Source organism: Micromonospora sp. NPDC049004, from assembly GCF_040649315.1.
GTDB lineage: Bacteria > Actinomycetota > Actinomycetes > Mycobacteriales > Micromonosporaceae > Micromonospora.
Window position 1 is genome coordinate 585,534 of sequence record NZ_JBEZFG010000003.1, and the last position, 25,071, is coordinate 610,604.

At 69.5% G+C, this 25,071-nt stretch carries 22 protein-coding genes; 15 read left to right on the plus strand and 7 right to left on the minus strand.

Annotation, left to right across the window (positions count from 1 at the left end; genetic code table 11):
• Nucleotides 1-32: 32 nt before the first annotated feature.
• Nucleotides 33-917: an NAD(P)H-binding protein gene (locus AB0B97_RS11895; RefSeq protein WP_357492948.1), complete on the minus strand. Its 885-nt coding sequence runs from the start codon at nucleotides 915-917 to the stop codon at nucleotides 33-35.
• 81 nt (nucleotides 918-998) lie between these two features.
• On the opposite strand from AB0B97_RS11895, the gene AB0B97_RS11900 reads away from it, so the two are divergent.
• A complete protein-coding gene (locus AB0B97_RS11900; protein WP_357492950.1) occupies nucleotides 999-1,562 on the plus strand; it encodes a helix-turn-helix domain-containing protein in 564 nt (187 codons plus the stop codon).
• Nucleotides 1,563-1,715: 153 nt separating this feature from the next.
• On the opposite strand, the gene AB0B97_RS11905 is transcribed toward AB0B97_RS11900, so the two are convergent.
• Entirely contained in the window at nucleotides 1,716-2,750 is a 1,035-nt protein-coding gene (locus AB0B97_RS11905) for an SDR family NAD(P)-dependent oxidoreductase (RefSeq protein ID WP_357492952.1), read from the minus strand.
• Between the two features lie 73 nt (nucleotides 2,751-2,823).
• On the opposite strand from AB0B97_RS11905, the gene AB0B97_RS11910 reads away from it, so the two are divergent.
• Nucleotides 2,824-3,768 carry an AraC family transcriptional regulator gene (locus AB0B97_RS11910; RefSeq protein ID WP_357492954.1) on the plus strand — a complete coding sequence of 315 codons (945 nt, stop codon included), beginning with the start codon at nucleotides 2,824-2,826 and terminating at the stop codon, nucleotides 3,766-3,768.
• 111 nt (nucleotides 3,769-3,879) lie between these two features.
• Entirely contained in the window at nucleotides 3,880-5,145 is a 1,266-nt protein-coding gene (locus AB0B97_RS11915) for a PHB depolymerase family esterase (RefSeq protein ID WP_357492956.1), read from the plus strand.
• Between the two features lie 67 nt (nucleotides 5,146-5,212).
• Here the strand turns inward: AB0B97_RS11915 and AB0B97_RS11920 are convergent, their stop codons facing one another.
• The gene (locus tag AB0B97_RS11920) at nucleotides 5,213-5,650 is read right to left on the minus strand and encodes an ATP-binding protein (RefSeq protein WP_357492958.1); all 438 of its coding nucleotides are present in this window, start codon (nucleotides 5,648-5,650) and stop codon (nucleotides 5,213-5,215) included.
• Nucleotides 5,651-5,842: 192 nt separating this feature from the next.
• Between AB0B97_RS11920 and AB0B97_RS11925 the strand changes: the two genes are divergently transcribed.
• Nucleotides 5,843-7,072, plus strand: a complete 1,230-nt coding sequence (locus AB0B97_RS11925) for a GAF domain-containing SpoIIE family protein phosphatase (protein WP_357492960.1) — start codon at nucleotides 5,843-5,845, stop codon at nucleotides 7,070-7,072.
• 177 nt (nucleotides 7,073-7,249) lie between these two features.
• Here the strand turns inward: AB0B97_RS11925 and AB0B97_RS11930 are convergent, their stop codons facing one another.
• Together AB0B97_RS11930 and AB0B97_RS11935 are read right to left on the minus strand one after the other, a co-directional pair.
• The gene (locus AB0B97_RS11930) at nucleotides 7,250-8,023 is read right to left on the minus strand and encodes a hypothetical protein (protein ID WP_357492962.1); all 774 of its coding nucleotides are present in this window, start codon (nucleotides 8,021-8,023) and stop codon (nucleotides 7,250-7,252) included.
• Between the two features lie 198 nt (nucleotides 8,024-8,221).
• Nucleotides 8,222-9,601 carry an endo-1,4-beta-xylanase gene (locus AB0B97_RS11935; protein WP_357492964.1) on the minus strand — a complete coding sequence of 460 codons (1,380 nt, stop codon included), beginning with the start codon at nucleotides 9,599-9,601 and terminating at the stop codon, nucleotides 8,222-8,224.
• Nucleotides 9,602-10,308: 707 nt separating this feature from the next.
• Between AB0B97_RS11935 and AB0B97_RS11940 the strand changes: the two genes are divergently transcribed.
• The 7 genes from AB0B97_RS11940 to AB0B97_RS11970 all read left to right on the plus strand — a co-directional run bounded on the left by AB0B97_RS11940 (nucleotide 10,309) and on the right by AB0B97_RS11970 (nucleotide 17,828).
• A complete protein-coding gene (locus tag AB0B97_RS11940) occupies nucleotides 10,309-10,887 on the plus strand; it encodes a hypothetical protein (RefSeq protein WP_357492966.1) in 579 nt (192 codons plus the stop codon).
• 263 nt (nucleotides 10,888-11,150) lie between these two features.
• Nucleotides 11,151-11,744, plus strand: coding sequence for a lytic polysaccharide monooxygenase (locus AB0B97_RS11945; protein ID WP_357492968.1), 594 nt, complete (start codon nucleotides 11,151-11,153; stop codon nucleotides 11,742-11,744).
• 89 nt (nucleotides 11,745-11,833) lie between these two features.
• Nucleotides 11,834-13,135, plus strand: a complete 1,302-nt coding sequence (locus AB0B97_RS11950; protein WP_357492970.1) for a PQQ-dependent sugar dehydrogenase — start codon at nucleotides 11,834-11,836, stop codon at nucleotides 13,133-13,135.
• 414 nt (nucleotides 13,136-13,549) lie between these two features.
• The gene (locus AB0B97_RS11955; protein ID WP_357492972.1) at nucleotides 13,550-14,674 is read left to right on the plus strand and encodes a hypothetical protein; all 1,125 of its coding nucleotides are present in this window, start codon (nucleotides 13,550-13,552) and stop codon (nucleotides 14,672-14,674) included.
• A gap of 168 nt (nucleotides 14,675-14,842) precedes the next feature.
• On the plus strand, nucleotides 14,843-15,832 hold the full coding sequence (locus tag AB0B97_RS11960) for an SRPBCC family protein (RefSeq protein WP_357492974.1): 990 nt from the start codon (nucleotides 14,843-14,845) through the stop codon (nucleotides 15,830-15,832).
• On the plus strand, nucleotides 15,829-17,004 hold the full coding sequence (locus AB0B97_RS11965; protein WP_234581000.1) for a zinc-dependent alcohol dehydrogenase: 1,176 nt from the start codon (nucleotides 15,829-15,831) through the stop codon (nucleotides 17,002-17,004). The genes AB0B97_RS11960 and AB0B97_RS11965 overlap by 4 nt, the downstream gene beginning before the upstream one ends.
• Before the next feature lie 140 nt (nucleotides 17,005-17,144).
• Complete coding sequence (locus AB0B97_RS11970) at nucleotides 17,145-17,828, plus strand: TMEM175 family protein (RefSeq protein WP_357492977.1); 684 nt, start codon at nucleotides 17,145-17,147, stop codon at nucleotides 17,826-17,828.
• Nucleotides 17,829-17,863: 35 nt separating this feature from the next.
• On the opposite strand, the gene AB0B97_RS11975 is transcribed toward AB0B97_RS11970, so the two are convergent.
• Both AB0B97_RS11975 and AB0B97_RS11980 read right to left on the minus strand, forming a co-directional pair.
• The gene (locus AB0B97_RS11975) at nucleotides 17,864-18,691 is read right to left on the minus strand and encodes an aldo/keto reductase (RefSeq protein ID WP_357492979.1); all 828 of its coding nucleotides are present in this window, start codon (nucleotides 18,689-18,691) and stop codon (nucleotides 17,864-17,866) included.
• A gap of 139 nt (nucleotides 18,692-18,830) precedes the next feature.
• Nucleotides 18,831-19,841 carry a mechanosensitive ion channel domain-containing protein gene (locus AB0B97_RS11980; RefSeq protein ID WP_357492981.1) on the minus strand — a complete coding sequence of 337 codons (1,011 nt, stop codon included), beginning with the start codon at nucleotides 19,839-19,841 and terminating at the stop codon, nucleotides 18,831-18,833.
• 319 nt (nucleotides 19,842-20,160) lie between these two features.
• On the opposite strand from AB0B97_RS11980, the gene AB0B97_RS11985 reads away from it, so the two are divergent.
• From AB0B97_RS11985 to AB0B97_RS12000, 4 genes are all read left to right on the plus strand, one after another.
• Nucleotides 20,161-20,991: a helix-turn-helix domain-containing protein gene (locus AB0B97_RS11985; RefSeq protein WP_357492983.1), complete on the plus strand. Its 831-nt coding sequence runs from the start codon at nucleotides 20,161-20,163 to the stop codon at nucleotides 20,989-20,991.
• Nucleotides 20,992-21,055: 64 nt separating this feature from the next.
• Nucleotides 21,056-21,637 (plus strand): dihydrofolate reductase family protein, encoded by a 582-nt coding sequence (locus AB0B97_RS11990; RefSeq protein WP_357492985.1) that lies wholly within the window; start codon nucleotides 21,056-21,058, stop codon nucleotides 21,635-21,637.
• Between the two features lie 180 nt (nucleotides 21,638-21,817).
• Nucleotides 21,818-22,816, plus strand: coding sequence for a carboxypeptidase regulatory-like domain-containing protein (locus AB0B97_RS11995; protein WP_357492987.1), 999 nt, complete (start codon nucleotides 21,818-21,820; stop codon nucleotides 22,814-22,816).
• 165 nt (nucleotides 22,817-22,981) lie between these two features.
• Nucleotides 22,982-24,973 (plus strand): acyl-CoA dehydrogenase, encoded by a 1,992-nt coding sequence (locus tag AB0B97_RS12000; protein WP_357492989.1) that lies wholly within the window; start codon nucleotides 22,982-22,984, stop codon nucleotides 24,971-24,973.
• Nucleotides 24,974-25,071: the final 98 nt, after the last annotated feature.

Below are 25,071 nucleotides of genomic sequence, written 5' to 3' on the forward strand. Positions count from 1 at the left end.
TCCGCCTGTCGCGATCGAGCGAGCCGGCCTGATCAGGATTCGCGGGTGTTGGCGGCAGGTACGAGCACCTGCCGGCACCAGGTCCGGAAGTCGGTCGCCACGGGTTTCGCGCGCGCCCAGTCGGCGTCGTAGATGCCCTCGTCCTGGGCGGCGAACATCTCGGTCAGGTCCGTGATCGCCTGATCGGTCGCGCCCCGGGACCGCAGCATCGCCGCGAAGTCCTCCACTGTCGTCCGGCGGTAGGCGACCGGCCGGCCGAGCTCCTGACTGATCACCTCGGCCATGCCGTCCGGGGTGAGGCGGTCCGGCCCGAACACCGGGACGTCCTCCTGCCCGGTCCAGGACAGGTCCGTGAGGAGTTCGGCAGCCGCGCCGGCGATGTCGCGCGTCGCGACCGTGGCAAGCGGAAGGTGACCGGCGCAGGTCAGATAGAAGGCGCCCTGCCCGCGGATCGCATCGAGTTGTCCAAGCAGGTTCTCCAGGTAGAAGGGCATGGACAGGGCCCGGTAGGCCGCACCCGACTTCGCAAGCTCAGCATCCATGGCGAAGGCCGCGGAGAGAAGACCCGCCGGCTTGGGCCAGCCGTGCCCGGCACTGGACACGCCGACCACGTGGCCCACCCGGTGGCGGGCAATGGCGGCGGTGCCGGCCCGGGCGAAGCGCAGGTAGTGCTCCTCGGCACTCGGGGCGTGCGGATTCGGTGGGACCAGCCAGAACAACGCTTCGGCGCCCGGCAGCGCCCGGTCGAGCACGACGGGGTCGTCGTGGGAGCCCTCGACGGCCTCGACCTGCTCGCGGAGGGCGCGGTCCAGGCGCGTGACGTCGCGGGCGATCACTCGAACCCGGCGCCCCCGGTCGAGCAACTGCCGGACGAGTTGGCTGCCGATCTGTCCGGTCGGCGCGCTGACCACGATCATGAGGACCCCTAACCTGAAGGTGAATTCCGGTTCCGAATCTATCGTCGCCCGCCCTCGAACGTCAACTACGATGGAGCCGCCATGACTGCTCCCGACCGATCGCTGCGCGCCGACGCCCGACGCAACCGCGAAGCCGTTCTCGACGCCGCCAGTGAGCTGTTCGCCCAGCGGGGCGACGCGGTGCAGATGGACGAGATCGCCGAGCGCGCCGGCCTGGGCGTCGGAACCCTGTACCGGCATTTCGCCGACAAGAAGTCGCTGCTCGCGGCGATCATCGGTCGCCGGTTCGCGGCGATGACCACCCTGGCCCGCGCCGCCGAGGCCGTCGAGGACCCCTGGACCGCCTTCGAGACGCTGCTCCTGGACTATCTGGCAGCCGCGCAGACGGACGCCGCATTTCGCTTCGCGCTCCTCGGCCCGGCCGAGCCGCACTGGGCGGACATCGTCGCCGAGAAGAAGGAGTTCGCGGCGATCGCCGACCGCATCGCTCAACGCGCCGTTGCCGCCGGCCGCCTGCGCGCCGACTTCCTCGCTGACGACTTCGTCCTCATCACCCGTGGCGCGATGGCGAACATGACCGGTACCGGCGACTGGCGCCGGCACGTGGCACTCCTGCTCGACGGCATCCGCGGCCCCGTGCGCTGACGCGAGGCGCGCACATCGGGGTGCGCGGACGTCGCCCGACCGACCGACAAGCGGCCCGTGCCCGTGACGCCGCGGTGGTGTCAGTCACGTGGACTCGACCTGTCGGGTGGGGCGTACCCGACAGGTCGGGACCACGGCGAACCCTGCCCCTGCCTACGCCGCCAGCAGTTCCTCGCTCAGCTTCCAGAGGGCTTGTGCGGACCTCGGGTCGATGGCGTGCGGCACGACGGTGGCGGGGGGCACCTCCTCGGAGCCGAAGGTGATGGGCTGCGGGTTCTCGTCCAGTGGCGAGACGTCGTTGTCCTTGAGGTAGACGCCGCCGATGTCGGCCAGCAGCGGGCTGGTCGCGGCGAAGACGGTGGTGCTGGCGCCCTGCTGCGGCGTCTTGTGCTCGCGGTCAGGGTCGATGATCGGCTGGCCCGACTCGTCGATGAGCCTCATGGCCCGCAACTGCTCGTCGCTCAACATCGCCGTGCGTGGGGCGCCCTCGGTGATGTGGGGACCCAGATTCGTGCCGTGGATGATGCCCGGGTGCACGGCGTATCCCCGGATCCCGTCCGCGGCCCAGCGGCGGTCCAGCTCGACGGCGAACAGCACGTTGGCAGTCTTCGACTGACCGTATCCGAGCATCCCCATGGGGTCGTACCCACTGGTGAAGTGCGGGTCGTCCCAGCGGATGTCGGACAGGCGGTGCCCCCCGGAGGTCAGGTTGACCACCCGGGCGCCGTTCGCCGCCCGCAGGGCGGGCAGCAGACCGAGGGTCAGCTGGAAGTGACCGAGGTGGTTGGTGGCGAACTGCGACTCGTACCCGCGGGCGTCCCTGACCAGGGGGCCACCCATGATGCCCGCGTTGTTGATCAGAATGTGCAGCGGGCGTCCGGAGTCGAGGTACCGAGCGACGAAGGCGTCGATCGAGCCCGGGTCGAGAAGGTCGAGCCCGCCGGTGTCGACGCGCTCGATGCCCGTCAGGCTGGCCGCCGCCCGGTTCGGGTTACGCGAAGCCACTGTCACTGACGCGCCCGCCTTGCTCAGCGCGCGCGTCGCCTCCAGGCCGAGTCCGTGGTGACCGCCGGTGATGATGACGTTGATGCCGGACAGGTCGATGTCCGCGAGCACCTCGTCGGCCGTCGACGCGGCGGTGAAACCGGATCCGATGGGGTGCTGCCGGTGGGTCATGTTCGGTGTCATGACACCACTGTGCGCCAGCGCTTTCGAACTATGAATGGTTGTCGGTCCGGATTTCTTATGCAAGAGTACGGGAATGCCCGGTGACCAGTTGTCCGAGGTGTTGGACCTCGTCGAGGTGCGCGGGCTGCTGACCGGCGGGTTGACAGCCCGGGGTCGGTGGGTGTCGCGCGCACCGTTGCAGGATCTCCTGAAGTTCTTCGCGGTGGTGCGCGGCAGCGCCCGGCTGACCACCGACGGGGTCGACGGGTCGATCGAGCTCGGGCCGGGCGACGTCGCGATCGTGAACAGCCGGTCGTGGCTGGAGATCGCAGGTGGCGCCGGCGACGCTCCGCTCCGCGTGATCGCCCCGGAGGAGGCCGGCCACCACTTCGGCCTCGCCGGCGCCGACCGGGACGCCGACGACGTCGTCATCGGCGTACGCGTGGACCTGAACCAGGCTGGTCGGACACTGCTGCTGCAGGCGCTCCCCCCGGTCGCGCACGTACGGGCGTCCGCCGCGGCGGCCAGCAGCCTGCGCACAAGCCTCGACCGGCTGTTCGACGAGGCGACGGGCGCTCGCCTCGGCTCGGCGTTCGCGGTCCGGCAGCACGGCCAACTCCTGCTGCTGGAGGTGCTGCGCGCCTACGTCGACCAGGCCGAGCTGCCTCCCGGCTGGCTGCGGGCGCTGACCGACGAACGGCTGCGCCCGGCGATCACCCTCATGCACACCGAACCCGAAAAGCCCTGGGGCCTGCAAGAACTGGCGCGTGCCGCCGCGATGTCGCGCACGTCGTTCGCCGACCGCTTCCGGGCCGTCGCGGGGATGCCGCCGGTCACCTATCTCAACCGGTGGCGGATGCTGCTCGCGCAACGTGCCCTGCGCGACGACGATGTCCGCGTCGGATCGCTCGCCTCCCGCCTGGGCTACGCGTCCGAGAGCGCCTTCAGCACCGCTTTCAAGCGCGAGGTGGGCGTGTCACCGCTGCGCTACCGGTACCGGGTGCGCGCGGAGCAGGAGAACGTGACAGCCGTCGTCTGACCGCACCGCCGTCGAGCGCACTGCGGCGGCGCCGGTTGCCGGCGGATCTCGGGGGCGTTACGTTGGGATGCCATCGACGAACGTCTACACCTTTCGGGGTACGGGGGCCGCATGTCCACGTCTGTCACTCGCCGCAGCGTCCTGGCAGGTGGCGCCGGTGCCGCCATCGGCCTGGCGCTGCCCGGCCCCGCCGCCCACGCCGATGGCCACCACAGCACCAGCGTGAGCTTCACCCTCGACGCGAGGACGCTCGACGGCGGTGAGCAGGTCACTTCGGTCACCCTCGACACCAGCGGGCTCGGACCGATCGACCCCGCCGGGCTCACCCCCGGCACGTTCACCGTGCACGCCAAGGCCACCAGCCCGATCCCGATCGCTCCCGGCGATCTGATCTTCAGCGAGTACGACCTGGACCGCACCGTGACCGCCGCCCGGCTCGACCGGCACGGGAACATCGTGCTGGAGCTCAGCACCGCCGAGGGGCAACTCGGCGGTGGCACCCTCGGCTACATCGTGAGTAGGGGCCGCAACGTCCGGCTGGACCTCGTCTACACCATCACGCAGAACGCTCCGCTCGTGCGGCGACACGGCCCGCCGGTCACCATCGCGCGCTTCGTGCAGGGGCGGCTGTCGAACCCCGAGGTGGACGCCTTCAGCCACCACGTGTCGGGCTCGGGTCTGAAGTACCGGTTGTACTCGCCGGAGCGTTCACCCCGCCACGGCCGACGGCCACTGATCCTGTGGCTGCACGGCGGCGGCGAGGGCGCCTCGCTGCCCGACGACTACTACGACAACGAGACCACGTTGCGCGCCAACCGCGGCGCGCTGGGCTTCGCCACCCCGCAGGCTCAACGGATCTTCTCCGGCGCGTACGTCGTCGCTCCGCAGAGCACCTCCTACTGGATCCAGGACGGCCCCCGGTTCGCCCCGCTGATCCGCGAGATCGTCCAGGACCTCGTTCGCCGCAAGCGGGTCGACCCCGACCGGATCTACGTGGTCGGTTGCAGCAACGGCGGCTACATGTCCCTGGAGATGACAGTCGCCTATCCCGACCTGTTCGCCGCGTCGGTGCCGATCTGCGGGGTCGTCGAGCCGCTCGACGGGGCGGGCCCGCCGCTGATCACCGACGCGGAGTTGGCGAGGATCCACACCCCAACCTGGCTGGTCGCCTCGCGCGACGACGACACGGTGCCCCCCGAGACCAACACGATCCACGCCCACGACCTCATCGGAGGATCACTGATCAGCCTGTACGACCATGTCGTCTGGAACGGCTATCAGTTCCCCGGTCACTGGTCCTGGATCTACGTGGCCCGCAACGACCCGAGCCACAACGGCACCCACATCTGGCAGTGGATGGCCCGCCACCGTCGGTGATCCGCCGGCCGAGGTCGAGAGGACGCGTGGTGACCGTCCGCCGGTCGGCAGCAGGGAAACCGCACGGTTATCGGAGAGTGTCGCGGCTGCGTGCCGCGATGCGGATGGTGGTGCCTGCGGGGCCGCTGTCGACGAGGACGTAGTCGGCCATGCGTCCGACCACCCACAGGCCCATTCCTCCTGCGTCGGACAAGGGCGGTCGTTCGGCGCTGGGAACGTAACGAGCGGTGTTGAAGCCCCGCCCCTGGTCGGTGACCTCACAGGTGAGCTGCCCGTTCAGGAGCAGGCGTAGGCCACCCTGCCCACCCCCGTGCCGAATCACGTTGATCATCAGCTCGTTGACCGCGATGACCCAGTTCTCAATCTCGTCATGGGCGAGGCCGCACCGGCGACTGACCGCCTCGACCTCGTGTCGAACCCGGGTCAGATCCACGAGGGTGAACGCCGACGAGAACAAGGCCTTGCCGGCGCCAGGGGCATGCTGGTCCAGCGGTGGATCAGCCACTGCTTCCCTTCCCTGTCGGACGTGGAGCCGGTGACCTTACCGGTGGCACGAAGGCGGACAGCCTTCCAAGAACGACTTGCCGGACGATGAGCACGCCGGTGTTACATCAGAACGTACCCCGCGCCCAGGCGGTGTACTCCTGCTCTCCTCGGGGTGTGCCGTCGACGACGTGCCAGCGTCTAGGCTTCCTGCGTGGCCGATGCCGAGCTGATGACGAACGACGAGCGGCTGCGACGTATCGAGGCGATCACCGACGCCGCCCTGTCCGGGCTGAACATCACCGAGTTGCTCGACGAGCTACTCGACCGGGTCCGGGACCTGCTCGAGGTCGATACCGCCACCATCCTCCTGCTGGACGACCACACCGGCGAACTCGTCGCGACAGCGGCCAAGGGCCTGGAGGAGGAAGTGCGGCGCGGTTTCCGCATCCGGGTCGGACGCGGCTTCGCCGGCCGGGTGGCAGCGACACGCGCGCCAGTCACGATTCACAACGTCACGCCCGACGACGTCGTCAATCCCATCCTGCTCGCCACGGGGATACGAGCCCTGCTGGGCGTGCCCATGCTCGCCAACGGCAACCTCGTCGGCGTACTACACGTCGGTTCCCTGGCCCTGCGCGAGTTCGGCCCCGACGACGTGCAGCTGTTGCAGCTCGTCGCCGATCGCGCCAGCCTCGCGGGACAGGCCCGGGCGCGGGCCCTCGACCGGCAGGCGGCGCTGGCCCTGCAACACAGCCTGCTACCGGGCAAGCTACCCGACATTCCCGGCCTCGACCTGGCCGCCCGGTACGTACCCGGCCACGACCTGGGCATCGGCGGCGACTGGTACGACGTGTTCAGGTTGCCCTCCGGCTGGGTCGGCGCCGTCATCGGCGACGTCTCCGGCCACGGGCTGCCATCCGCGGTCGTCATGGGACGCATCCGCAGCGCGCTACGTGCCTACGCCCTCGATTCCGTCGATCCCGCCCAGGCACTGACCTCCCTCGACCGTAAGATCCACCACTTCGAGGCGGGCAACCTCACCACCGCCGTCTACGCCCTGATCACACCGGACGGCACGCGGGTGCACCTCTCCTCGGCAGGCCATCTGCCGCCGCTGCTGGCTGTCCCCGGCCAGCCCACCCAGCCCGTCAACCTGACGGTGGACCGGCCACTGGGTGTGGGCAGACCAGCAACCAACCGCCGCACCACAGTCGTGGACCTGCCGCCGGGCGCGGCGCTCGTCTTCTACACCGACGGACTGGTCGAGCGCCGCAGCGAACTGATCGACACCGGTATCGAGCGTCTCTCCGACGCTGTGCGGTCCAGGCCAGCCGAGGCGTTGTGCGACCACATCATGGCCACGGCGGCCCAGGAGCACCCGAACGACGACATCGCCCTCCTGGTCATCCGCCGCCAACCACCACCGGAACAGGCCCCGTAGGCAGCTGACTCGACAGGTGCGGCCGCACCGCCGGGAAGACGGTGCCTCCCCTCTCGGCCTGACCCGCCCTGCGACCCGCTGCCGGGGTGCGGCTTTGCCGCCGCACCCCGGCAGGGACGCCGATCGGGACCTACCTCGCGACGACAGGTGTCGAGAGCCTCCGAGCCGGGCTTCGGCTCAGCAGCCGAGCCGCTTGCTTGCGAGGGCGATGTCGTCGATCCAGAGGTCGAATTCGCCAGGTGTCGTGCCGCCCTGGTAAAGCTGCCAGCCGATCTTCACCGTGTCGACAGTCGGCAGGACGAAGGGAACATCGTTGCCACCGTGGTCGGTCGTGGAGGCGGTCAGCTCCGGGTTCGCCACGCCGTCGATCCACACCGCGACGCGGTTGTCCGCCGCGTCCATCTTCCACTCGAAGCACTGCCAGGTGTCCTCGACGACCGGCGCGGATTCGCGCCAGTTGGTCCAGTCGCCGGTCGGACCACCGTCGGCGCCGACCCCCCAGAACGTTCCGGGGACCGTGGGCGCGTACTGGCCACCGACCGGACGGACGACCTCCGCGCTGCCGGCGCCGGTGGCTTCCACAAGCGTGAAGTGCGCCCAGTCCGGTGCGGTGGGGAAGGCATCGACGCGCAGACGCATGCGGCCGTAGAAGCGGTTGCCCGGCGCGGCGAAGTCGTCGACGCGCAGGAAGGCGCGGCCGTTGTCCACCGTGTGGATGTGCAGCACCTGGTTGCCGCGACGGGCGCGTTCCACGGTGAGCGTGCCGTGGCGGGTGTCGACGCCCCAGCTCACCGTGCTGGCCCCTCCGGGAGGCAGTCGCTCGAAGTCCTCACAGAAGAGCAGGCCGCGGGGGCACGAGGACTGGGGGGCGCCCGATGCGCCGGCCGGAACGCTGCCGACTGCGGTGCCGAGGATCAGGGCGGCGCTGAGCGCCGCGAGAAGATTGCGCATGGTCATCCTCCATGACGGCTGGTCCCCCACCACACGGGCCGGGCCAGCAGGAACATTCGGCAGGTGCTTCGGTCGGCCGGCTGCCGACCGACCGAAGCACAGCGGGTTCGATCGACCACGACGGACCCGGGCCCGGAGCCGGTGGCTCCGGGCCGGGTCAGCGTCCTGAGGCGGCGGCGGGCTGGTACGTCTCGCCGATCAGGGGCTGATGCAGGAAAGACCGCCGGGCGCGGCGTTGCTGCTGCCGTTGACCAGGAAGCCGAACGTGGTCGAGGCGTTCGCGCCGAGGGACCCGTTGTAGTCGGCGTTACGGACGCTCACCGTCCCGCTGGTGCCGGTGTTGATGCCGTTCCAGACGTTGGCAATGCTCTGCCCACTGGCCAGCGTCAGCCGTACGGTCCAGCCGCTGAGGGCGGCGGAGGCGTTGTTGGCCACGGTGACCTCGCCCTGGAAGCCGCCGGCCCAGCTGTTGACCATGCGGTACGTCGCGGTACAGGCACCAGGCGGCGCCGTGGTCGGCGGAGCGGTCGTCGGCGGAGCAGTGGTCGGCGGAGCAGTGGTCGGCGGAGCGGTCGTCGGCGGAGCCGTCGTCGGTGGAGCGGTCGTCGGCGGCGTGCCCGGCACTGTCGTGGAGGCGGCGTTGAGAGCGTTGAGGACGGCGGTGTACGCCGCCTTGGGGTTGCTGTTGCGGTCGAACAGCAGCGGGTTCTCGCTGCCGCGCCAGGAGTCGCTGTCCCGGATGCCCCACGTCGTGATTCCGACGCAGCGGGGGACGTTCATGCAGGCCTGGGTCAGGCCCTGGTACTGGTTGGTCGAGGCATTGGTGACGTCGGCCTCGGTCAACGCCACGTCAACCCCGAGGGCCGCGAAACTGGACAGCGTCTGCTGGAAGTTGCCCGGCAGTGAACTGCCACCGGTGAAGTGGGTCTGGAGACCGACGCAGTCGACCGGTACGCCCCGGGCCTTGAAGTCCTTGATCATGTTGTAGACGCCCTGCGTCTTGGCGTACGTCCAGTTCTCGATGTTGTAGTCGTTGTAGCACAGCTTCACGCTCGGGTCCGCCGCGCGCGCGGTCCTGAACGCCACCTCGATCCAGTCGTTTCCGGTGGACTGCAGGTTCGACGAGCGCCGGCTGCCGTTCTCGGCGAAGGCCTCGTTCACCACGTCCCAGTAGGCGAATTTGCCCTTGTAGTGGGCCATCACGCCGTTGATGTGGCTGATCATCGCGGACCGCAGGGCGCTGCCGCTGAGGCTCCCCCAGAACCTCGGCTGCTGGGCGTGCCAGGCCAGGGTGTGGCCCCGGAACCGCATGCCGTGCTGGGTGGCCCAGTTGTAGATCGCGTCACCACGTTGGAAGTCGAACTGGCCGGGGTTCGGCTCGGTCGCGTCGGGCTTCATCTCGTTGACGGCCGTCATCATGTCGAACTCGCGGTCCGCGATGGCCAGGAAGCCCGAGTCGTTGAGACGGTCGGCGCCCATGGCGGCGCCGAAGTACCGGCCGCTGCGCTCGGCGGCGGCCTGCAGTGTGGTCCCGGGCGGGCCGCTGAGATCCGCTTGGGCGAAGGTCGCCACGGCCATCGAGGACACGATGACCGCCAGGGAGCAGGCCCCGCCCAGAAGCAGCCTGGCGGCACCTCTGGTTCGGTGTTTGGGTCGAGCGGGTACGTCGTTCATCTGCGTTTCTCCTCGGTGTGCCCACCGGCCGCTGCCCGGTCCGCCCGGTGGATGAAGTGCACCGGCGTCGTACGCCCGTGCGGAGTGACCCTGCCCTGCCGCGATGCTATATCGAATCAATTCGATCCGCGCATCCGGCGGTCGATGTATCGACGCGTCGTCGGGCGAGCGACGAGCGGGCGCTTGTGGAGGCCAGCCCACACTCGACCGACTCCGGGGTATCGACCTGGCTGCCAACCGGCGCCTCACCGCCACCCCGGCCCACCCGGGCCGAATCCACACTGACGCCTGTCAATGTTGCCAGAGTGGACACAGACGTGTTGGAATGGCTCATATCGCCGCAGCACGGGGGCAACCGTGCTGAGAACGGCCAGCACGGGAGCATCGCAGGGGTGGCAGCGCGTCCTGGTGACAGACGCCCGCATGCCCCCATCGCCGGGCCATCGTCAGGACGGCGGGCACTCTGCCGGGTAGGCATTTCCCCCGCCACTTTCCCGCCACAGGTATCCCCGGCACGCGACCCGATGGCCGGCGCGCTCGACCGCTGAGATGCCGGGCATCCGATTCGGCCTGCCACCACATCAGAACCGGCGACGAGGTGAAAAGCGATCATGGATTCCGGAGAGAGTTTCGCGGAGCGGTACGGCCGCCGTCCGCTCTGGGCGGCGGTGGTCCTACTGGCGGTGCTGGTCGGCGCGGTCGTCCTTGCCACTCGGGCCGACTCGGGGGCGGAGCCGGCCGATCTGCAGGTGCAGATCGTGGCCCGCATGCGGACCACGCTCGAACAGACGGACCCGGGGCAGCACAACCACGCCGGACACAGCGCCCAGCAGGGCGACGCCGCCGAGAAGCCACCGGTCATCTGCGGGGTGCGCGTCTACGGCTACGAACCGGCCGACGCCACCACCGTCGCCGAGGTGCAGAAGGTCTACGGCTTCCACCTCTGCGGAATCGCCGAGCAGAAGCGCCCCTGGGACGTGGCCGTCAAGCTGGCCGGCCCACTGATCATGGACATGTCCACCGACCCTCCCGGCATCCAGGTCGTCGAGGCGACGGCCGACGTCAGGTTCGTCGACCGGCTGCGCGAGATGTTCCCGGCCAAATACGCGACGTTGGCGCAGGAGGAGGCGCTGACCGCCGCGGAGATGGCCGACCAGCGGCGCCGGTACGACGCCGCCGCCGGGCTCTGACCACACCGGCGCCCCAGCAGGGTCCGTGGACCCGTCATCGATCCGGCGATCTCGGACAGCTTGCTTCACATCCACCTATAGATAGATCAGCATTGATATTTAAGTTAATAGATGAAACAGTGACTTTGGGAGCGTTCCCATGCTGATCTCTCGTACCGAGGAACGGAGGATGAACAGTGCGTTCACACACGTCCGATCAATCCGGCGGACGACCCAGGTCAACCGTCCGGCGGTCCCTCCAGGCGCTCGTTCTGATGTTCGCCATGGTGATCGGCACGCTGCCCTGGACCGGCGCAGCCCAGGCCCACGGCACCGTCATCAGTCCGGCGACCCGCGCGTACCAGTGCTGGAAGACCTGGGGCAACCAGCACACCAACCCGGCCATGCAGCAGCAGGACCCGATGTGCTGGCAGGCGTTCCAGGCGAACCCCGACACCATGTGGAACTGGATGAGCCAACTGCGGGACGGCCTCGCTGGTCAGTACCAGGCCCGCACGCCCGACGGGCAACTGTGCAGCAACGCCCTCTCCAGGAACGACGCGGTGAACCAGCCCGGACCGTGGAAGGCGACCACCGTCAGCCGCAACCTCACGGTCCAGATGTACGACCAGGCCAGCCACGGTGCTGACTACTTCCAGGTCTACGTCACCAAGCAGGGGTTCAACCCGGCCACCCAGCGACTCGGGTGGGGCAACCTCGACCTGATCGCGACGACCGGGCGCTACGCGCCAGCGCAGAACATCTCGTTCAACGTCTCGCTGCCCGCACGCAGCGGGAACCAGATCCTGTTCGTGATCTGGAGGGCGTCACACCTGGACCAGACCTACATGTGGTGCAGCGACATCACCATCACCTGATCGGCAGGTCCGACCGGCACGGCACCACTTCGGCCCAGGGCGCGTTGGCACCCTGGGCCGGAGCGCCCTCCCGATAGTGCCGTGAGCCGATGTTCTGTGGAACGTTCCCCGACCGCGCCTCCATCCACCTGCTCGAGGAGCTGAACATGCAGCGACGGCGTTATCGCCCGGCCACCATGCTGGTCGGGCTGCTCACCCTGGCCCTGTCCGCGCTTCTGATGCCATCGGCGTCGGTGGCCAGCACCGCGACGGCCGGCGCATCCCACACCCGTGCGGCGCCACTCGCCGAGCTGACAGTGGTATCCGAACGGGTCGCGTTCGGCCTGCAGCGTCCGATCGCGATCACCGGACTGCCCGACGGCCGGATGCTGATCGCCGAGAAGAACGGCACCGTCCGCGCCTACCACCCCGACACCGGCCTGGCGGCGGAGCCGGTGCTCGACCTGACCGCCCGCGTCGACACGTCGGACAACGAGCGTGGCCTCCTCGGCATCACGCCTGCGCCGAACTTCGCGCGGACCGGGATCCTGTACGTGGCCTACACGAGCCTGCCGGCCGGCACGCTGACCCTGGCGCGAGTGCCCCTCGGCGCTCCCGACCGGCTGCAGGTGCTGCTCACCCAGGAGCACGCCCAGTTCGGCAACCACAACGGCGGACAGGTGGCCTTCGGCCGCGACGGCTACCTCTACTGGTCCACCGGCGACGGCGGCGACGCGAACGACCCCTTCAAGAGCGGCCAGAACCTCGGCACCCTGCTCGGCAAGATCGTGCGGATAGACGTCAACCGCAGCTGCGGAGGCAAGCCCTACTGCGTACCCTTCGACAACCCGTTCGTCCGCACGGCCGACGCGCGGCCGGAGATCTGGGTCTACGGGCTGCGCAACCCGTGGAAGTTCTCCATCGACCCGGTCGACAACTCACTGTGGATCGGCGACGTCGGCCAGGGCCTGATCGAGGAGATCAACCACATCCGCCCGTCGCAGCGCGGCGCGAACCTGGGCTGGTCCTGCAAGGAGGGCACGCCGGTCTTCGACCAGACGCAGTGCCGGCCGGGCGTACGGCTCACCGACCCGGTCGTCGAGTACGAGCACTACCTGACGGAGAACTGCTCCATCATCGGCGGCCTGGTGTACCGGGGGTCCGTCACCCCGGAGGCGCAGGGGACCTACATCGCGAGCGACTACTGCTCGACCCGCGCGTTCGCCGTGCGTCAAACGTCCACGGGTGGCTACGAGTCCGCCGAGATCGGCACCTTCCCCACCCAGCCGACGGCGTTCGCCGCCGATGTGCACGGCGAGCTGTACGTGCTCAGCGACCTCCCGGGATGGCTGAGCAAGGTGCGGTTCGAGCGGGTCCCACCGGCCTCGCCCAGCGCGGTGGCGAGCCGCTGAGCACTGGGGGCGGTTCGCTCCGCATCCGCCCCAACCTGGTGGACGGCCGCGCACCGGGCGGCCGTCCACACCGGTTCCGGCCCTCACCGCTTCGCCTACCGCCCCACCGGCATTCGACACGCGCGCGGATCGCCCGCACCTCGTCACCGGCTGGCCACGGTGGTGCGAGCCAAAAGAGCGCCTTCCGCTGAATCCGCTGCACCCCTCGGGGTGGTCTCTTAGGCTGCGTGGGCGGGCACCCGGCTCGATGAGGGCGTCGCAGTGACGCTGTCCGGGCTCGTCGGGGTGCTTCCCTCGGCGCCCGGGCTCCACCACTACGTCAGTCGGCACAGAAGCTGCCGCTTCGGCGCGCGACGCCCCCGGTTTTCGCGGTCGACGGCCGGGCCCGGCTACCGGTGAGGAGCAGGAGCACCGATGACCCCCAGCGAACAGCAGCACCCGGAGATCATCGTCGGGCTGGTGGCGACCCCGCCGGACCAGCCCGCCCGGGTGGCCGCGCCGCTCGCCGCCGAGTTGGCCGCCCAGCTCGCCGAGCGGGTCAACGCGGACGTGCGGTGGACCGTCCGGGAGGGCTGGGGCGAGGTGGCGCCACGTCGCAACGGCGGCGTTGAGGCACTGCTCGACGATCTTGCCCAGCGGCGTGCCGACGACCAGTGGGACATCGCAATCTGCCTGACCGACCTGCCACTGCACGCCGAGCGGATGCCGCTGGTCGCGCAGACCTCGGCCCGGCGCCGAGCCGTGATGGTGTCCCTGCCCGCGCTGGGACTGCAACAGCTGCGAGCGGTCCGCTCGGCCATCCCGGATCTGGTGAGCAGGCTGCTGACCGACGCTTCCGACCAGCGAATACCGCCGGCCGGCTGCGCACCGGCCGAGTTGGCACGCCGGGTTCCCGCCGTACACCGGGTGATCGGCGAGGCCGACACCGGCGAGCGGCGCTACGTCGCCTCCGGGTTGATCGGCCGGGCACGGCTGGTGGCCGGCATGGTCCGCGCCAACCGCCCGGGGCGTGCCCTGCTGGGCCTGTCCAAGCTGCTGGTCGGCGCGTTCGGCACGGCCGCGTTCGCGCTCACCACGGACACCATCTGGCAGATGGGCGATGCGCTCGGCGGACTCCGGCTCGCCGTGATCATGCTACTCGGACTGGCCGCGCTGGTGGCCTGGCTGATCGTCGCGCACGACCTGTGGGAGAAGCCAGACCGCGAGACACCGGCTGAGCTGGCCCGCCTCTTCAACCTGGGGACGGTCCTCACCCTCACGCTGGCCACGGCAGTGTCCTACGTGGTGTTGTTCGTGGGAACGGTGCTCGTCGGAGCGCTGTTGATCGACACATCCGTGCTGCAACAGACCTTGCAGCGACCGGTCGGTTTCACCGACTATCTGACGCTCGCCTGGATCACCAGCTCGCTGGCCACCGTCGGCGGGGCGATTGGCTCCGGACTGGAGAACGAGGAGACGGTGCGGGCCGCCGCGTACGGCTACCATCCCGAACCCGATGGCTGGCGGGACGAGACGGCCCGTCCATCGCGGGCGGGATGAGCGGTCAGGTGCGACCGAACCGCTGATGATCCAAGGGCGATCTCGATGCAGCGGCCGATCGGCGGATTCGGGTGGTTCCCAGGGGGTAACCGGGCCGCGATGAGTCGTGCCCCGGGGCACCGTGAATCGGGCTGCCCGGGCGGGCGCGACCGGATACGGAGGCTACCCGTGACCGGACTGGCGACCCGAGAGGCGACCAAGGCCAGGCAGGACGAGGTACAGCGGCGAGGGCGCGGGCTCGGCTGGATGAGCCTCGGCCTGGGCGTGGCACAACTGGCGGCATCGGACACGGTACGCCGGATCAGCGGCGTGGACGACTCCCCGACGTCCCGGGCGGTGGTGCCACTCGTCGGGGCGCGGGAGCTGATACACGCGGCCGGGCTCCTGACGAGCCGGCGCAAGAGCATGTGGGCCTGGACCCGGGTCGCGGGCGACGCGATGGACCTGGCCTCGCTCGGACTGGCCATCGCCCACCGCGGCGGGCGCCGCCGTCGGCGGCTCCTCGTTGTCACCGGCGCCATCGTCGGGATCACGGTGGTGGACCTGTTGACCGCCGTACAGGCCACGCGGGCGAAGGAGGTCGGCGCGGTACGAGGCTCACGCAGAGGAGGACCCATGGAGCTGACAGCCACGACAACCATTCGCAAACCGCCGCCCAAGGTCTACGCGTTCTGGCGCGATCTGGACAACCTGCCGACGTTCATGGCTCATCTCGAAAAGATCCGCTCCACCGGTAACCGTACGAGCCACTGGTCCGCCAGCGCCCCGTTCGGCACGAACGTCGAGTGGGACGCGGAGATCGTCGACGACACGCCCGGCGAGAAGATCGCGTGGCGGTCGACCGGCAACGCCGACGTGCCGAACGCCGGTACGGTCCGGTTCGTGCCCGCCCCGGATGGCCTGAGCACGGAGGTGCACGTCGTTCTGTCGTACGACATCCCGGGCGGGGCGATCGGCAAGGCGGTCGCCAGGTACTTCGGCGAGGAACCGCACCAGCAGCTCGACGACGACCTGCGCCGGCTCAAGCAGGTGCTGGAGACCGGCGAGGTGGTCCGGTCCGACGGCGCCCCGTGGGGCAAACGGGCCCGCAAGGAGTTCCCGCAGCGTCCGGCGCAGCCGCTGTCGGATGCCGAGTTCGCGAAGGGGGCCCAGGCATGAGGGCGAACACCTGGGCCGGCCGGAACAAGGTCAAGGTCCGTGACGTGCCGGACCCGAGGATCCTGAACGAGCGCGATGCCATCGTACGGATCACCTCCACCGCGATCTGTGGCTCGGACCTGCACCTCGTCGACGGGTATGTGCCCACGATGCAGAACGGCGACGTCATGGGTCACGAGTTCATGGGTGAGGTGATCGAGGTCGGCCGGGGCGTCGATCCAGGTCGGCTGCGTAAGGGTGACCGGGTCGTCGTGCCGTTCCCGATCGCCTGCGGCGCGTGCGGCGCCTGCGCCGCCGAGCTGTACTCCTGCTGCGAGAACTCCAACCCCAACGCGGGGATCGCGGAGAAGATGTTCGGTCATCCGGTCGCCGGGATCTTCGGCTATTCGCATCTGACCGGCGGCTTCGCGGGCGGTCAGGCGCAGTACGCGCGGGTGCCGTTCGCCGACGTCGGTCCGCTGAAGATCGAGTCCGACCTGACCGACGAGCAGGTGCTGTTCCTCTCGGACATCCTGCCCACCGGCTACATGGGTGCCGATATGTGCGACATCCAGTCCACCGACGTGGTGGCGGTGTGGGGCGCCGGCCCGGTCGGCCAGTTCGCGATGGACAGCGCCCGGATGCTCGGCGCCGCGAAGGTCATCGCCATCGACAAGGAGCCGTACCGGCTGCAGATGGCCGAGCGGGCGGGCTATACGCCGGTGAACTTCGAGGAGGTGGACGTGCGGTCCCGGCTGCTGGAGCTGACCGGTGGGCGGGGACCGGACAAGTGCATCGACGCGGTCGGCATGGAGGCCACCCACGGCAGCGCGGCCCTCTACGCCTATGACCGGGTCAAGCAGGCGGTCCGCTCGGAGTCCGAGCGCCCGCACGCGCTGCGGCAGGCGATCCTGTCGTGCCGCAGCGGCGGCATCGTGTCGGTGATCGGTGTGTACGGCGGCTTCCTCGACAAGTTCCCGGCCGGGGCGTGGATGAATCGGGCGCTGACCCTGCGTACCGGCCAATGCCACGTGCAGCGCTACATGAAGCCGCTGCTACAGCACATCGAACGCGGGGAGATCGATCCGACCCGGGTCATCACCCACACCCTGCCGCTCGACCAGGCAGAACGCGGCTTCGAAATGTTCAAGAACAAGCAAGACCACTGCGAGAAGGTCGTTCTCAAACCGTGAGCCACCACCCACATCCGGCCACCGCCGCCCGCGCGGTGGCCGGATGCGCCACATCAAGAGGCGTCGACCTGCGGGCACCAGGCATCCGCAACCGAGCCGCCCACCTGTTTGCCGCAGACGGCCCCGGGTAGACGCAGTCGGTGAGCGGGCCAGACACGGACCTAGGCACCCGATCGGACACCAGCCGCGCCGTCGCGTTCAGCGATGCCATCTTCGCCATCATCATCACACTGCTGGTCCTGGACCTCCGGGTACCGGACGTCCCGCCCGGCCACCTCCTGTCCGGCCTGCTCAGCCAGTGGCCGTCGTATGCCGCGTATCTCGCCTCCTACTCGTACGTGGCGGTCGTCTGGCTCAATCACAAGGCGGCGTTCAACCGCATTCAGCAGGTCGATCGCGGCCTGCACTGGATGAACCTGTTTGTGTTGTTCAGCACGGCGCTGCTGCCGTTTCCGACAATCGTCGTGTCGCACGCGTTGCAGGAGCACGACAACGCGGACCAGCGGGTGGCTATCGGCTTCTACGCGCTGATCGGCGCGTTGCTGTGTGCGACGTGGCTGGCGTTCTACCACTACCTGGCCCGAAACCCGGACTTGCTGAAGGACCAGGTGAGGGACGGCTTCTTTCACGTCGAGCGATTCCGGGCCCTCGCCGGGGTCGTCCTGTACGTCCTCGCGGGGATAGTCGGCTACCTGGTGGCGCCGTTGCTCGGCCTCGCCATCTTTCTCCTTCTACCCGTCTTCTACGCGATCACCAGCGCCGGCCTCTACCAGTCGCGGGTGATCCGCCGGATCACTCACGAACCTGACCCACCAAGAGGCTGAGGCGGGCGATCGGCGGTTTCACCAGGCGGGCGCCGCTACAAGATCTCGAGCGGTTGCGGACCGGTCGGCGGCGGGAACGCCGTGTCGAGTGCCGCTACGTCCTCCTCGGTCAGCTGCAGGTTTCGCGCTTCCGCGTTTTCCCGGGTGTGTTCGGGATTGGACGATCGCGGGATGGCCCCAACCATCTCCTGCCGCAGCACCCAGGCCAGCGCCACCTGGGCCGGGGTGGCCCGGTGCCGGGCGGCGATCTCCGCGATCTGGGAGTGGCCGAGCAGTCGGCCCTGCTCGATCGGCGAGTAGGCCATCGCCGGAATCCCGTGCTCGCGTAGCCACGGCAGCAGGTCGTATTCCGGGCCGCGGCGGGTGAGGTTGTACAGGATCTGATTGGTCGCGCAGTCTTGCCCGCCCGCTGCCTCGAATAGCTCCGTCATGTCGGAAAGATCGAAGTTGCTGACGCCCCACTGCCCAATGTCACCGGCGTCGACGAGTTCGGCGAACGCCTCGATGGTCTCCGCGAGTGGATGCGAGCCGCGCCAGTGCAGCAGGTAGAGGTCGATGTGGTCGACGCCGAGTCGTTGCAGGCTGCGGCGGCAGGCCTGCACGGTTCCCCGTCGGCTGGCGTTGGACGGCAGCACCTTGTCGACCAGAAAGACATCGGCGCGTCGTCCGGTGATCGCTTCGCCGACGAGTTCCTCGGAAGCGCCGTCACCGTACATCTCCGCAGTGTCGATCATGGTCAAGCCCAGGTCGAGCCCGGTGTGCAGGGCGGCGATCTCGTCCCGCCGCCGTGCGGGGCGCTCACCCAGGTACCAGGTCCCCTGACCGAGTACGGGCATGGTCTGGCCGGACGGCAGCTCGATCATTTGTCGACCTTCCTGAGCCTGGGTACCAGTAGATTGCCTGGGTTACCCACTGCGGCAGGCGGCACACGCGAGGTCCGCACCGGGGAACCGCCCCCGCCCGCCACTGACGGAGTGGAGGACGTGGAGACATACCCGCCGGTCAGGGCTGGTACTGGCTGCGGGTTCGGGGCAGCCACTGGGGGTGTTGGTCACGCAGGTAGCGGATCAGTCCCTCGCGTAGGTCGCAGCTCAGGTCCCAGGCGCTGGCACCGTCGGCAGCAGAGGCCTGCACCTGGACGATCACGGTCTGCGCGGTGGCGTCGACCATCTGGAGCACCCACTGGCTGCGATCCCACAGCAGTGCGGACTCGACCAGTCGGCGTGCCTCCCGGCGCAGGTCGTCCAGGTCCGCGGTGTGGTCGACGTGGATCTGGATCTTGCCGATCACCCGCGACTCGTTCCGGGTCCAGTTCTGGAACGGCCGCTCGGTGAAGTACGTGGTCGGCAGGATGAGAATCCGTTCGTCCCAGAGCCGGATCACCACGTTGGTCAGCTTCACCTCCTCGACCCGGCCCCATTCGCCCTCCACCACCAGCACGTCGCCGACGTGCAGCCCGTCGGCGAAGGCGACCTGGATGCCGGCGAACGCATTGGCGAGCGCGGTTCGGGCGGAGAGGCCGATCAGCGCGCCGACCACCCCGGCCGAGGTCAGAATCGAGACGCCGAAGAGGCGTACCGGCCGGAAGGTGATCAGGATCAGGCCGATCGCGAGGACCGTGACAACAGCCACCGTGAGCCGCCGCACCGGACGGATCTGGGTCCGGGCCCGCCGGACCCGCCGGTTCGTTGCCAAATTACTCGGCAGTCGACTGAACGCGACCGCTTCGGCCACGTGCAATGCCCTGACCACCAGCCACGCACCGACGGCGATCAGGACCAGCAGGGCGGCATGCCGCAGATAACGCCCCCACCCGGCCAGTTCAGGCGGCAGCGCGTAGTACAGCGCCCCGACCAGCAGAGCCGTGGCTGCCGGGCGGCGGCAGGCGAGCCGCAGGGGCTCCAGCAGCCACCTGTAGCGGCCCCGGGCAACCCGGCGCACCAGCACGCCGGAGACCAGGTCGACGACCACAGCCGTCGCCAGCGCGGCCAACACGATCAACGCGGTATGCATCAGAAGCCGTTCACCGTGATCCTGATGCCACCCTCCCCCGGGCTCGCTGCCCGGTCCACGGGCCCAGGGTGCCATCCGATCCGGTGGCGGGCGGCAACATCGGCAAACAGGCGCTGAACGAGCCTGCCGCAAACGCCCGACAGTGGGTGCCGGTCTGCCTGCCTGGTTGCCACGCCTCTCGCCGCGAACGTCGCGACCGCCTCCCCGGCACGCTCGACCGGCCGGTGCCCGCGCCACGGGTCGGGCGTTGGTCCGCACCGAAGACGTGTTGCGGCCGGCCCTCGTTCAGGGTGTCGGCGATGCTGTGGGCGTGGAGTATGTGTCCAGACTGCCGCGGCCACCGCTGGACCGACTGATCGACGACGTCTACTACCTGGAAGGTACGCCGCCGTACGCCCGGCTGATGCTGCCGCCGATGCCGGGGGCGTTGCTGATCGTGAACCTCGGAGCGCCGTTCCGCATCCGCGGCGGCACCGACATCGAGGCGGCCGACTACGCCGACGGCTGCGTGGTCACCACGCCCACCCGCGCGCTGGAGTTCGGCTACCCACTCCCGACCCGTTCCGTCGGCGTACACGTCAAGCCGTGGGGGCTGGCGCCGTTCCTGCCGATGCCCGCGGCCGAGCTGTGTGACCGGCCGGTGACGATGGAACAGGTGTGGGGCCGGCCCGCCGTTGCTGAGCTGCGCGACCGGCTGGCCGCGTCGGCCGGACCGCACGAGATGCTGACGCTGCTTGAGGACGAGCTGATGCGGCGGCTGTGCGAGACCGCCGGCCTGGGGCTGGTCAGGCACACGAGCAGTCTCATCGCGACGACCAGCGGGAGCGTGGCGATCGGCGACCTGAGCGTGGCAGCCGGTGTCAGCAGCACCCATCTGGCACGGCGTTTCAAGGAGCTCATCGGCGTCACACCGAAGCGACTGGCCCGCACCCACCGCTTCGCCGCCACCGTGCTCTCGATCGATCCCGCCGGACCGATCGACTGGGGCCACCTCGCCGGCGGCGCGGGCTACTTCGACCAGGCCCACTTCGGCCACGAGTTCCGGGCGTTCACCGGCCTCACGCCGACCCGGTACGTCGAAGTCCGGCGGCGGTTCCTCCGCGACCATCCCGGCCACGTGCTGGACGGCTGGCCGCTGCCAATCGATTGATTTCTTACAAGAACGACGGCTCACGGCACGCTAATTTGAGGGCCCCCAGGCAGAGGAGAGCCCCGTGGGCACTGTCGTCATGTACAGCTCGGTGTCGGTGGACGGCTTCGTCGCGGACGAGAACGACCAGCCCGGCCCGCTGTTCGACTGGTTGTCCAGCGGTGACGTCCCGTTGGACGACAGCGGCGCGCTGATGGTGTCACAGACGTCCTACGACTACACCCGGCCCTACTGGGACCAGATCGGGGTGACAGTCGTCGGCCGCCACGTCTTCGACATGACTGACGGCTGGGACGGTAAGCCTCCGGGCGGGATCGACCACGTGGTCGTCGTGACGCACCGGCCGGCACCCGAGGGTTGGGACCCGGAGGCGCCGTTTCACTTCGTCGGCGGCGTCGAGGCGGCCATGGCCAGGGCGCAGGAACTCGCGGGTGACCGCGTGGTCGAGGTGGCCGCTGGCGACGTCGGTGGCCAGGTGCTCGCCGCGGGCCTGATCGACGAGGTGCGCATGGACGTCGTACCCGTCGTGTTCGGGTCCGGCAAGCGCTACTTCGGGTCGGTCGACGCGCAGCATCTGTTGGAGGACCCTGACGTGGTGATTCCGGGCAACCGGGTGCTTCACCTGCGCTACCGGGTGCGTCGCTGACGGTGCGCGGTGGGCGGGTTGCGATGGCGACGCGTCCGTCGGAGGTGGATCGCGCAGCCCGTGCCGGACAGGGCATAGTGACCCGCGGCACCATCGACCGATATTGCCTGCCCTTGGAATAGGTGGTTGGAAGTGACGACGCGCTTACGTGTCCGATGGACCCGAGCGGCCGCATTGATCATGCTGACCGGGGGGACGCTCGCCGTGTCGGCGGCGCCTGCGGCGGCCGCCCCGGAGACCGTCAGCATCCTGAGCGTTTCGGCGGAGAACGTGAAACCCAACGAGACGGTACGCGTGCGCTACCGCGTCACCAACAGCGCAAGCCGGGCCGAAAAGGCCATCGTGGTGGTCGGTGGCGGCTTGCGGTGCACCTCCGGATGCCGGGCGGAGCCGAACCTCAAACCCGGCCAGAGCCAGAGCTTCGAGGCGACGCTGGTCGCCCCCGCGGCTCGCCCGGGTGAGATCACCGGCCTCAACATCTCGATCGGCGTACGGCTTGCCGAGCAGAACAGCTATGCGTACAAGATGGTCTACGTCCACGGCCCCGGCGCGTCGTCGTCCGCCAGCGGCAAGCCGGCGGCCGGGGTGAGCGGGGTCTCCGGCCGGGTCCGCGACTCCGACGGGAAGGCGATCGCCGGCGTGGCCCTGACCATCCAGGACAGCGCCGGGCACGAATACCGGACGACCAGCGGCCCCAGTGGCCAGTTCTCGATCACGTCGAGCGCCGGCAGGACGATCGCCGCGGGAGCCATCACCGTCCGCGCGACCAAGGACGGCTACCGCGCCGCTCGCACGACGGTACGCGGCAGCGCCGGTGACGCCGCGACCGTGCGGCTGACCCTCTCGGCGGTTGCAGCGCCCACCAGGACGTCGGCGTCGCCGACGGTAGAGGAGAGCCCTCTCGCCGCGGCAGGCGACGGCACCCCCGAGGCCGCCCCGCCCACCCTCAAGGCCGTCAGCGACGAGGGAAGCAGTTCGTCGCCGTTCTTCCTCCTGGGCGGCGTGCTTGTCGCCGCGGGCCTGGGCGCGCTCGCACTGGTGGTGATGCGCCGCAGGAGCGCACCGGAGGAGGACGTTCCCTCGACGACCCAGCCGTTGGCGCCGGCCGGTGGGGGCATGGTCGATGCTCCGACGGTTGTCCTGCGTCCCGTCAGCAGGTCGCCCTTCCAGGAGGGCTGAGCCGACAGTTACCACCTCCGAGACGCAGCGGTGCGGTCGCTCGGCGACCGGCCGCGATGGTGTCCGGTCTCACCGATGGTTCTCCGGGCGGATCGCGCCAGGGGCCCGGTACTCTTGATCGAGTACAGACTGTCCCCATATGTCCGCCATCCCAGGGGGGACCCCATGCCCGCTCACGAGACCAGCCGGATCGACCTCGCACACCTGCGGGAAGTGCTCGACGGGCCATGGGCCGAGGTTCGCAAGGCACACCGGGATCACCTCGACGAGCGCTTCCTCCCGGTGTACGGCGAAACCGGTGACCAGGCACGGGAGCGGATCACCCGGCTGCTCACCCAGCTCCCCGTCGAGCTGGGCATGGCGTCGGGCTTCCCCACCGAGTACGGCGGCAGGGGCGACGTCGGCGGCTCGATCATCGCCAGCGAGATGCTGGCGCAGGTCGACCTGTCACTGATGGTCAAGGCGGGCGTGCAGTGGGGCCTTTTCGGCGGCGCGGTCGCCGCCCTGGGCACCCGGCGCCACCACGACGCCTATCTGCGGGACATCGCCTCGGGCAAGATCTTCGGCTGTTTCGCGATGACCGAGACCGGCCATGGATCCGACGTCCAGCAGCTGCGCACCACCTGCACGTACGACCCGCAGACGCAGACCTTCGATCTGCACACCCCGCACCAGGCGGCCCGCAAGGACTACATCGGCAACGCGGCCCGGGACGGGCGGATGGCGGTGGTCTTCGCGCAGCTGATCAGCGGTGGGCAGCGGCACGGCGTACACGCGTGGCTGGTGCCGATCCGCGACGAGCGGGGCCACCCGCTGCCCGGCGTGACCATCGGCGACGCCGGCCCCAAGGCCGGCCTGCTCGGCGTGGACAACGGGCGGCTCAGCTTCGAGCACGTCGAGGTGCCGCGGGACATGCTGCTGGACCGGTACGGGCAGGTCGCGGAGGACGGGACGTACGCCAGCCCGATCGAGAACGACTCCCGGCGCTTCTTCACGATGCTCGGCACCCTGGTCCGTGGCCGGGTCAGCGTGGGCGGCGCCGCGTCGGCAGCCACGAAGTCGGCGCTGACCATCGCGGTGCGCTACGGCGATATCCGCCGCCAGTTCGGCACGCCGGACGCCGACCGGGAGGTGCTGCTCAACGACTACCTGGCCCACCAGCGCAAGCTCCTGCCCGCCCTGGCCACCACGTACGCGCTGCACTTCGCCCAGACCGAGCTGGTCGCCGCGCTCAGTTCGGTGCAGGGCGGCGACGGGCCGGTCGACGAGCGCCGGCAGCGGGAGTTGGAGTCCCGGGCCGCGGGCCTCAAAGCGGCGCAGACCTGGCACGCGACGCGCACCATCCAGATGTGCCGCGAGGCGTGCGGCGGCGCCGGTTACCTCGCCGAGAACCGGCTACCCAGCCTCAAGGCCGACACCGACGTCTTCACCACGTTCGAGGGCGACAACACGGTGCTGTTGCAACTGGTGGCCAAGGGACTGCTGACCGGCTATCGGGACGAGTTCGGCTCGTTGGACGGCTGGGGTCGTGCCTCCTTCGTCGCCGAACAGGTCCGCGAGATGGTGCTGGAGCGCACCGCCGCGCGGTCGCTCATCGAGCGGCTGATCAGTGCGGTGCCCGGACGCGACGACGAGGTCGCCCTCACCGACCGCGGCTGGCAGCTCAAGGCCTTCGAGGACCGCGAGAGGCATCTCCTGGAGGGCGCGGTCCGCCGCCTGCGCGGTGGCGCGGCCACGAAGAAGGACCATCCCTTCGACATCTTCAACGACGTCCAGGATCATGTCCTCGCTGTTGCCGCCGCGCACGTCGACCGGGTCACCCTGGAGGCGTTCGTCGCCGGCATCGAGGGTGTCGCCGACCCGACGTTGCGGGATCTGCTGTCCCGAGTCTGCGACCTGTACGCGCTCAGCGTCATCGAGGCCAACAAGGGCTGGTACCTGGAGCACGGCCGTCTCACCCCGGCCCGATCCAAGGCGATCACCGGTGTGGTGAACAGCCTGCTCAAGGAGCTACGCCCGCACATGCGGACGCTCGTGGACGGTTTCGCGATTCCGGATTCGTGGCTGCACTGCGCGATCCTGCGCGAGGAACCCGGCCGGCAGGAGACGATGGCCGCCCATGACACCGCCGGGGAGCCGCAGGTGGTCCCGGCGTAGTCCGCGGCTCGCGGCGTTCCGAACCGGGCCCACCCCGACTGCCCCTCTATTGCCGCTCATCGATTCATGGTAGAAATCCTCCACAGTGGCTGCCAGAG

Bases quoted from the DNA above. Each gene is read 5' to 3' on its own strand.
- AB0B97_RS11935 (WP_357492964.1), bottom strand. From the start codon at position 9,601: ATGGCCGTGGCGACCTTCGCCCAAGCGGATCTCAGCGGCCCGCCCGGG.
- AB0B97_RS11910 (WP_357492954.1), top strand. From the start codon at position 2,824: ATGCCCGGTGACCAGTTGTCCGAGGTGTTGGACCTCGTCGAGGTGCGC.
- AB0B97_RS11930 (WP_357492962.1), bottom strand. From the start codon at position 8,023: ATGCGCAATCTTCTCGCGGCGCTCAGCGCCGCCCTGATCCTCGGCACC.
- AB0B97_RS11905 (WP_357492952.1), bottom strand. From the start codon at position 2,750: ATGACACCGAACATGACCCACCGGCAGCACCCCATCGGATCCGGTTTC.
- AB0B97_RS11965 (WP_234581000.1), top strand. From the start codon at position 15,829: ATGAGGGCGAACACCTGGGCCGGCCGGAACAAGGTCAAGGTCCGTGAC.
- AB0B97_RS11945 (WP_357492968.1), top strand. From the start codon at position 11,151: ATGGTGATCGGCACGCTGCCCTGGACCGGCGCAGCCCAGGCCCACGGC.
- AB0B97_RS12000 (WP_357492989.1), top strand. From the start codon at position 22,982: ATGCCCGCTCACGAGACCAGCCGGATCGACCTCGCACACCTGCGGGAA.
- AB0B97_RS11995 (WP_357492987.1), top strand. From the start codon at position 21,818: ATGCTGACCGGGGGGACGCTCGCCGTGTCGGCGGCGCCTGCGGCGGCC.
- AB0B97_RS11895 (WP_357492948.1), bottom strand. From the start codon at position 917: ATGATCGTGGTCAGCGCGCCGACCGGACAGATCGGCAGCCAACTCGTC.
- AB0B97_RS11950 (WP_357492970.1), top strand. From the start codon at position 11,834: ATGTTCTGTGGAACGTTCCCCGACCGCGCCTCCATCCACCTGCTCGAG.
- AB0B97_RS11940 (WP_357492966.1), top strand. From the start codon at position 10,309: ATGGATTCCGGAGAGAGTTTCGCGGAGCGGTACGGCCGCCGTCCGCTC.
- AB0B97_RS11900 (WP_357492950.1), top strand. From the start codon at position 999: ATGACTGCTCCCGACCGATCGCTGCGCGCCGACGCCCGACGCAACCGC.
- AB0B97_RS11915 (WP_357492956.1), top strand. From the start codon at position 3,880: ATGTCCACGTCTGTCACTCGCCGCAGCGTCCTGGCAGGTGGCGCCGGT.
- AB0B97_RS11980 (WP_357492981.1), bottom strand. From the start codon at position 19,841: ATGCATACCGCGTTGATCGTGTTGGCCGCGCTGGCGACGGCTGTGGTC.
- AB0B97_RS11955 (WP_357492972.1), top strand. From the start codon at position 13,550: ATGACCCCCAGCGAACAGCAGCACCCGGAGATCATCGTCGGGCTGGTG.
- AB0B97_RS11975 (WP_357492979.1), bottom strand. From the start codon at position 18,691: ATGATCGAGCTGCCGTCCGGCCAGACCATGCCCGTACTCGGTCAGGGG.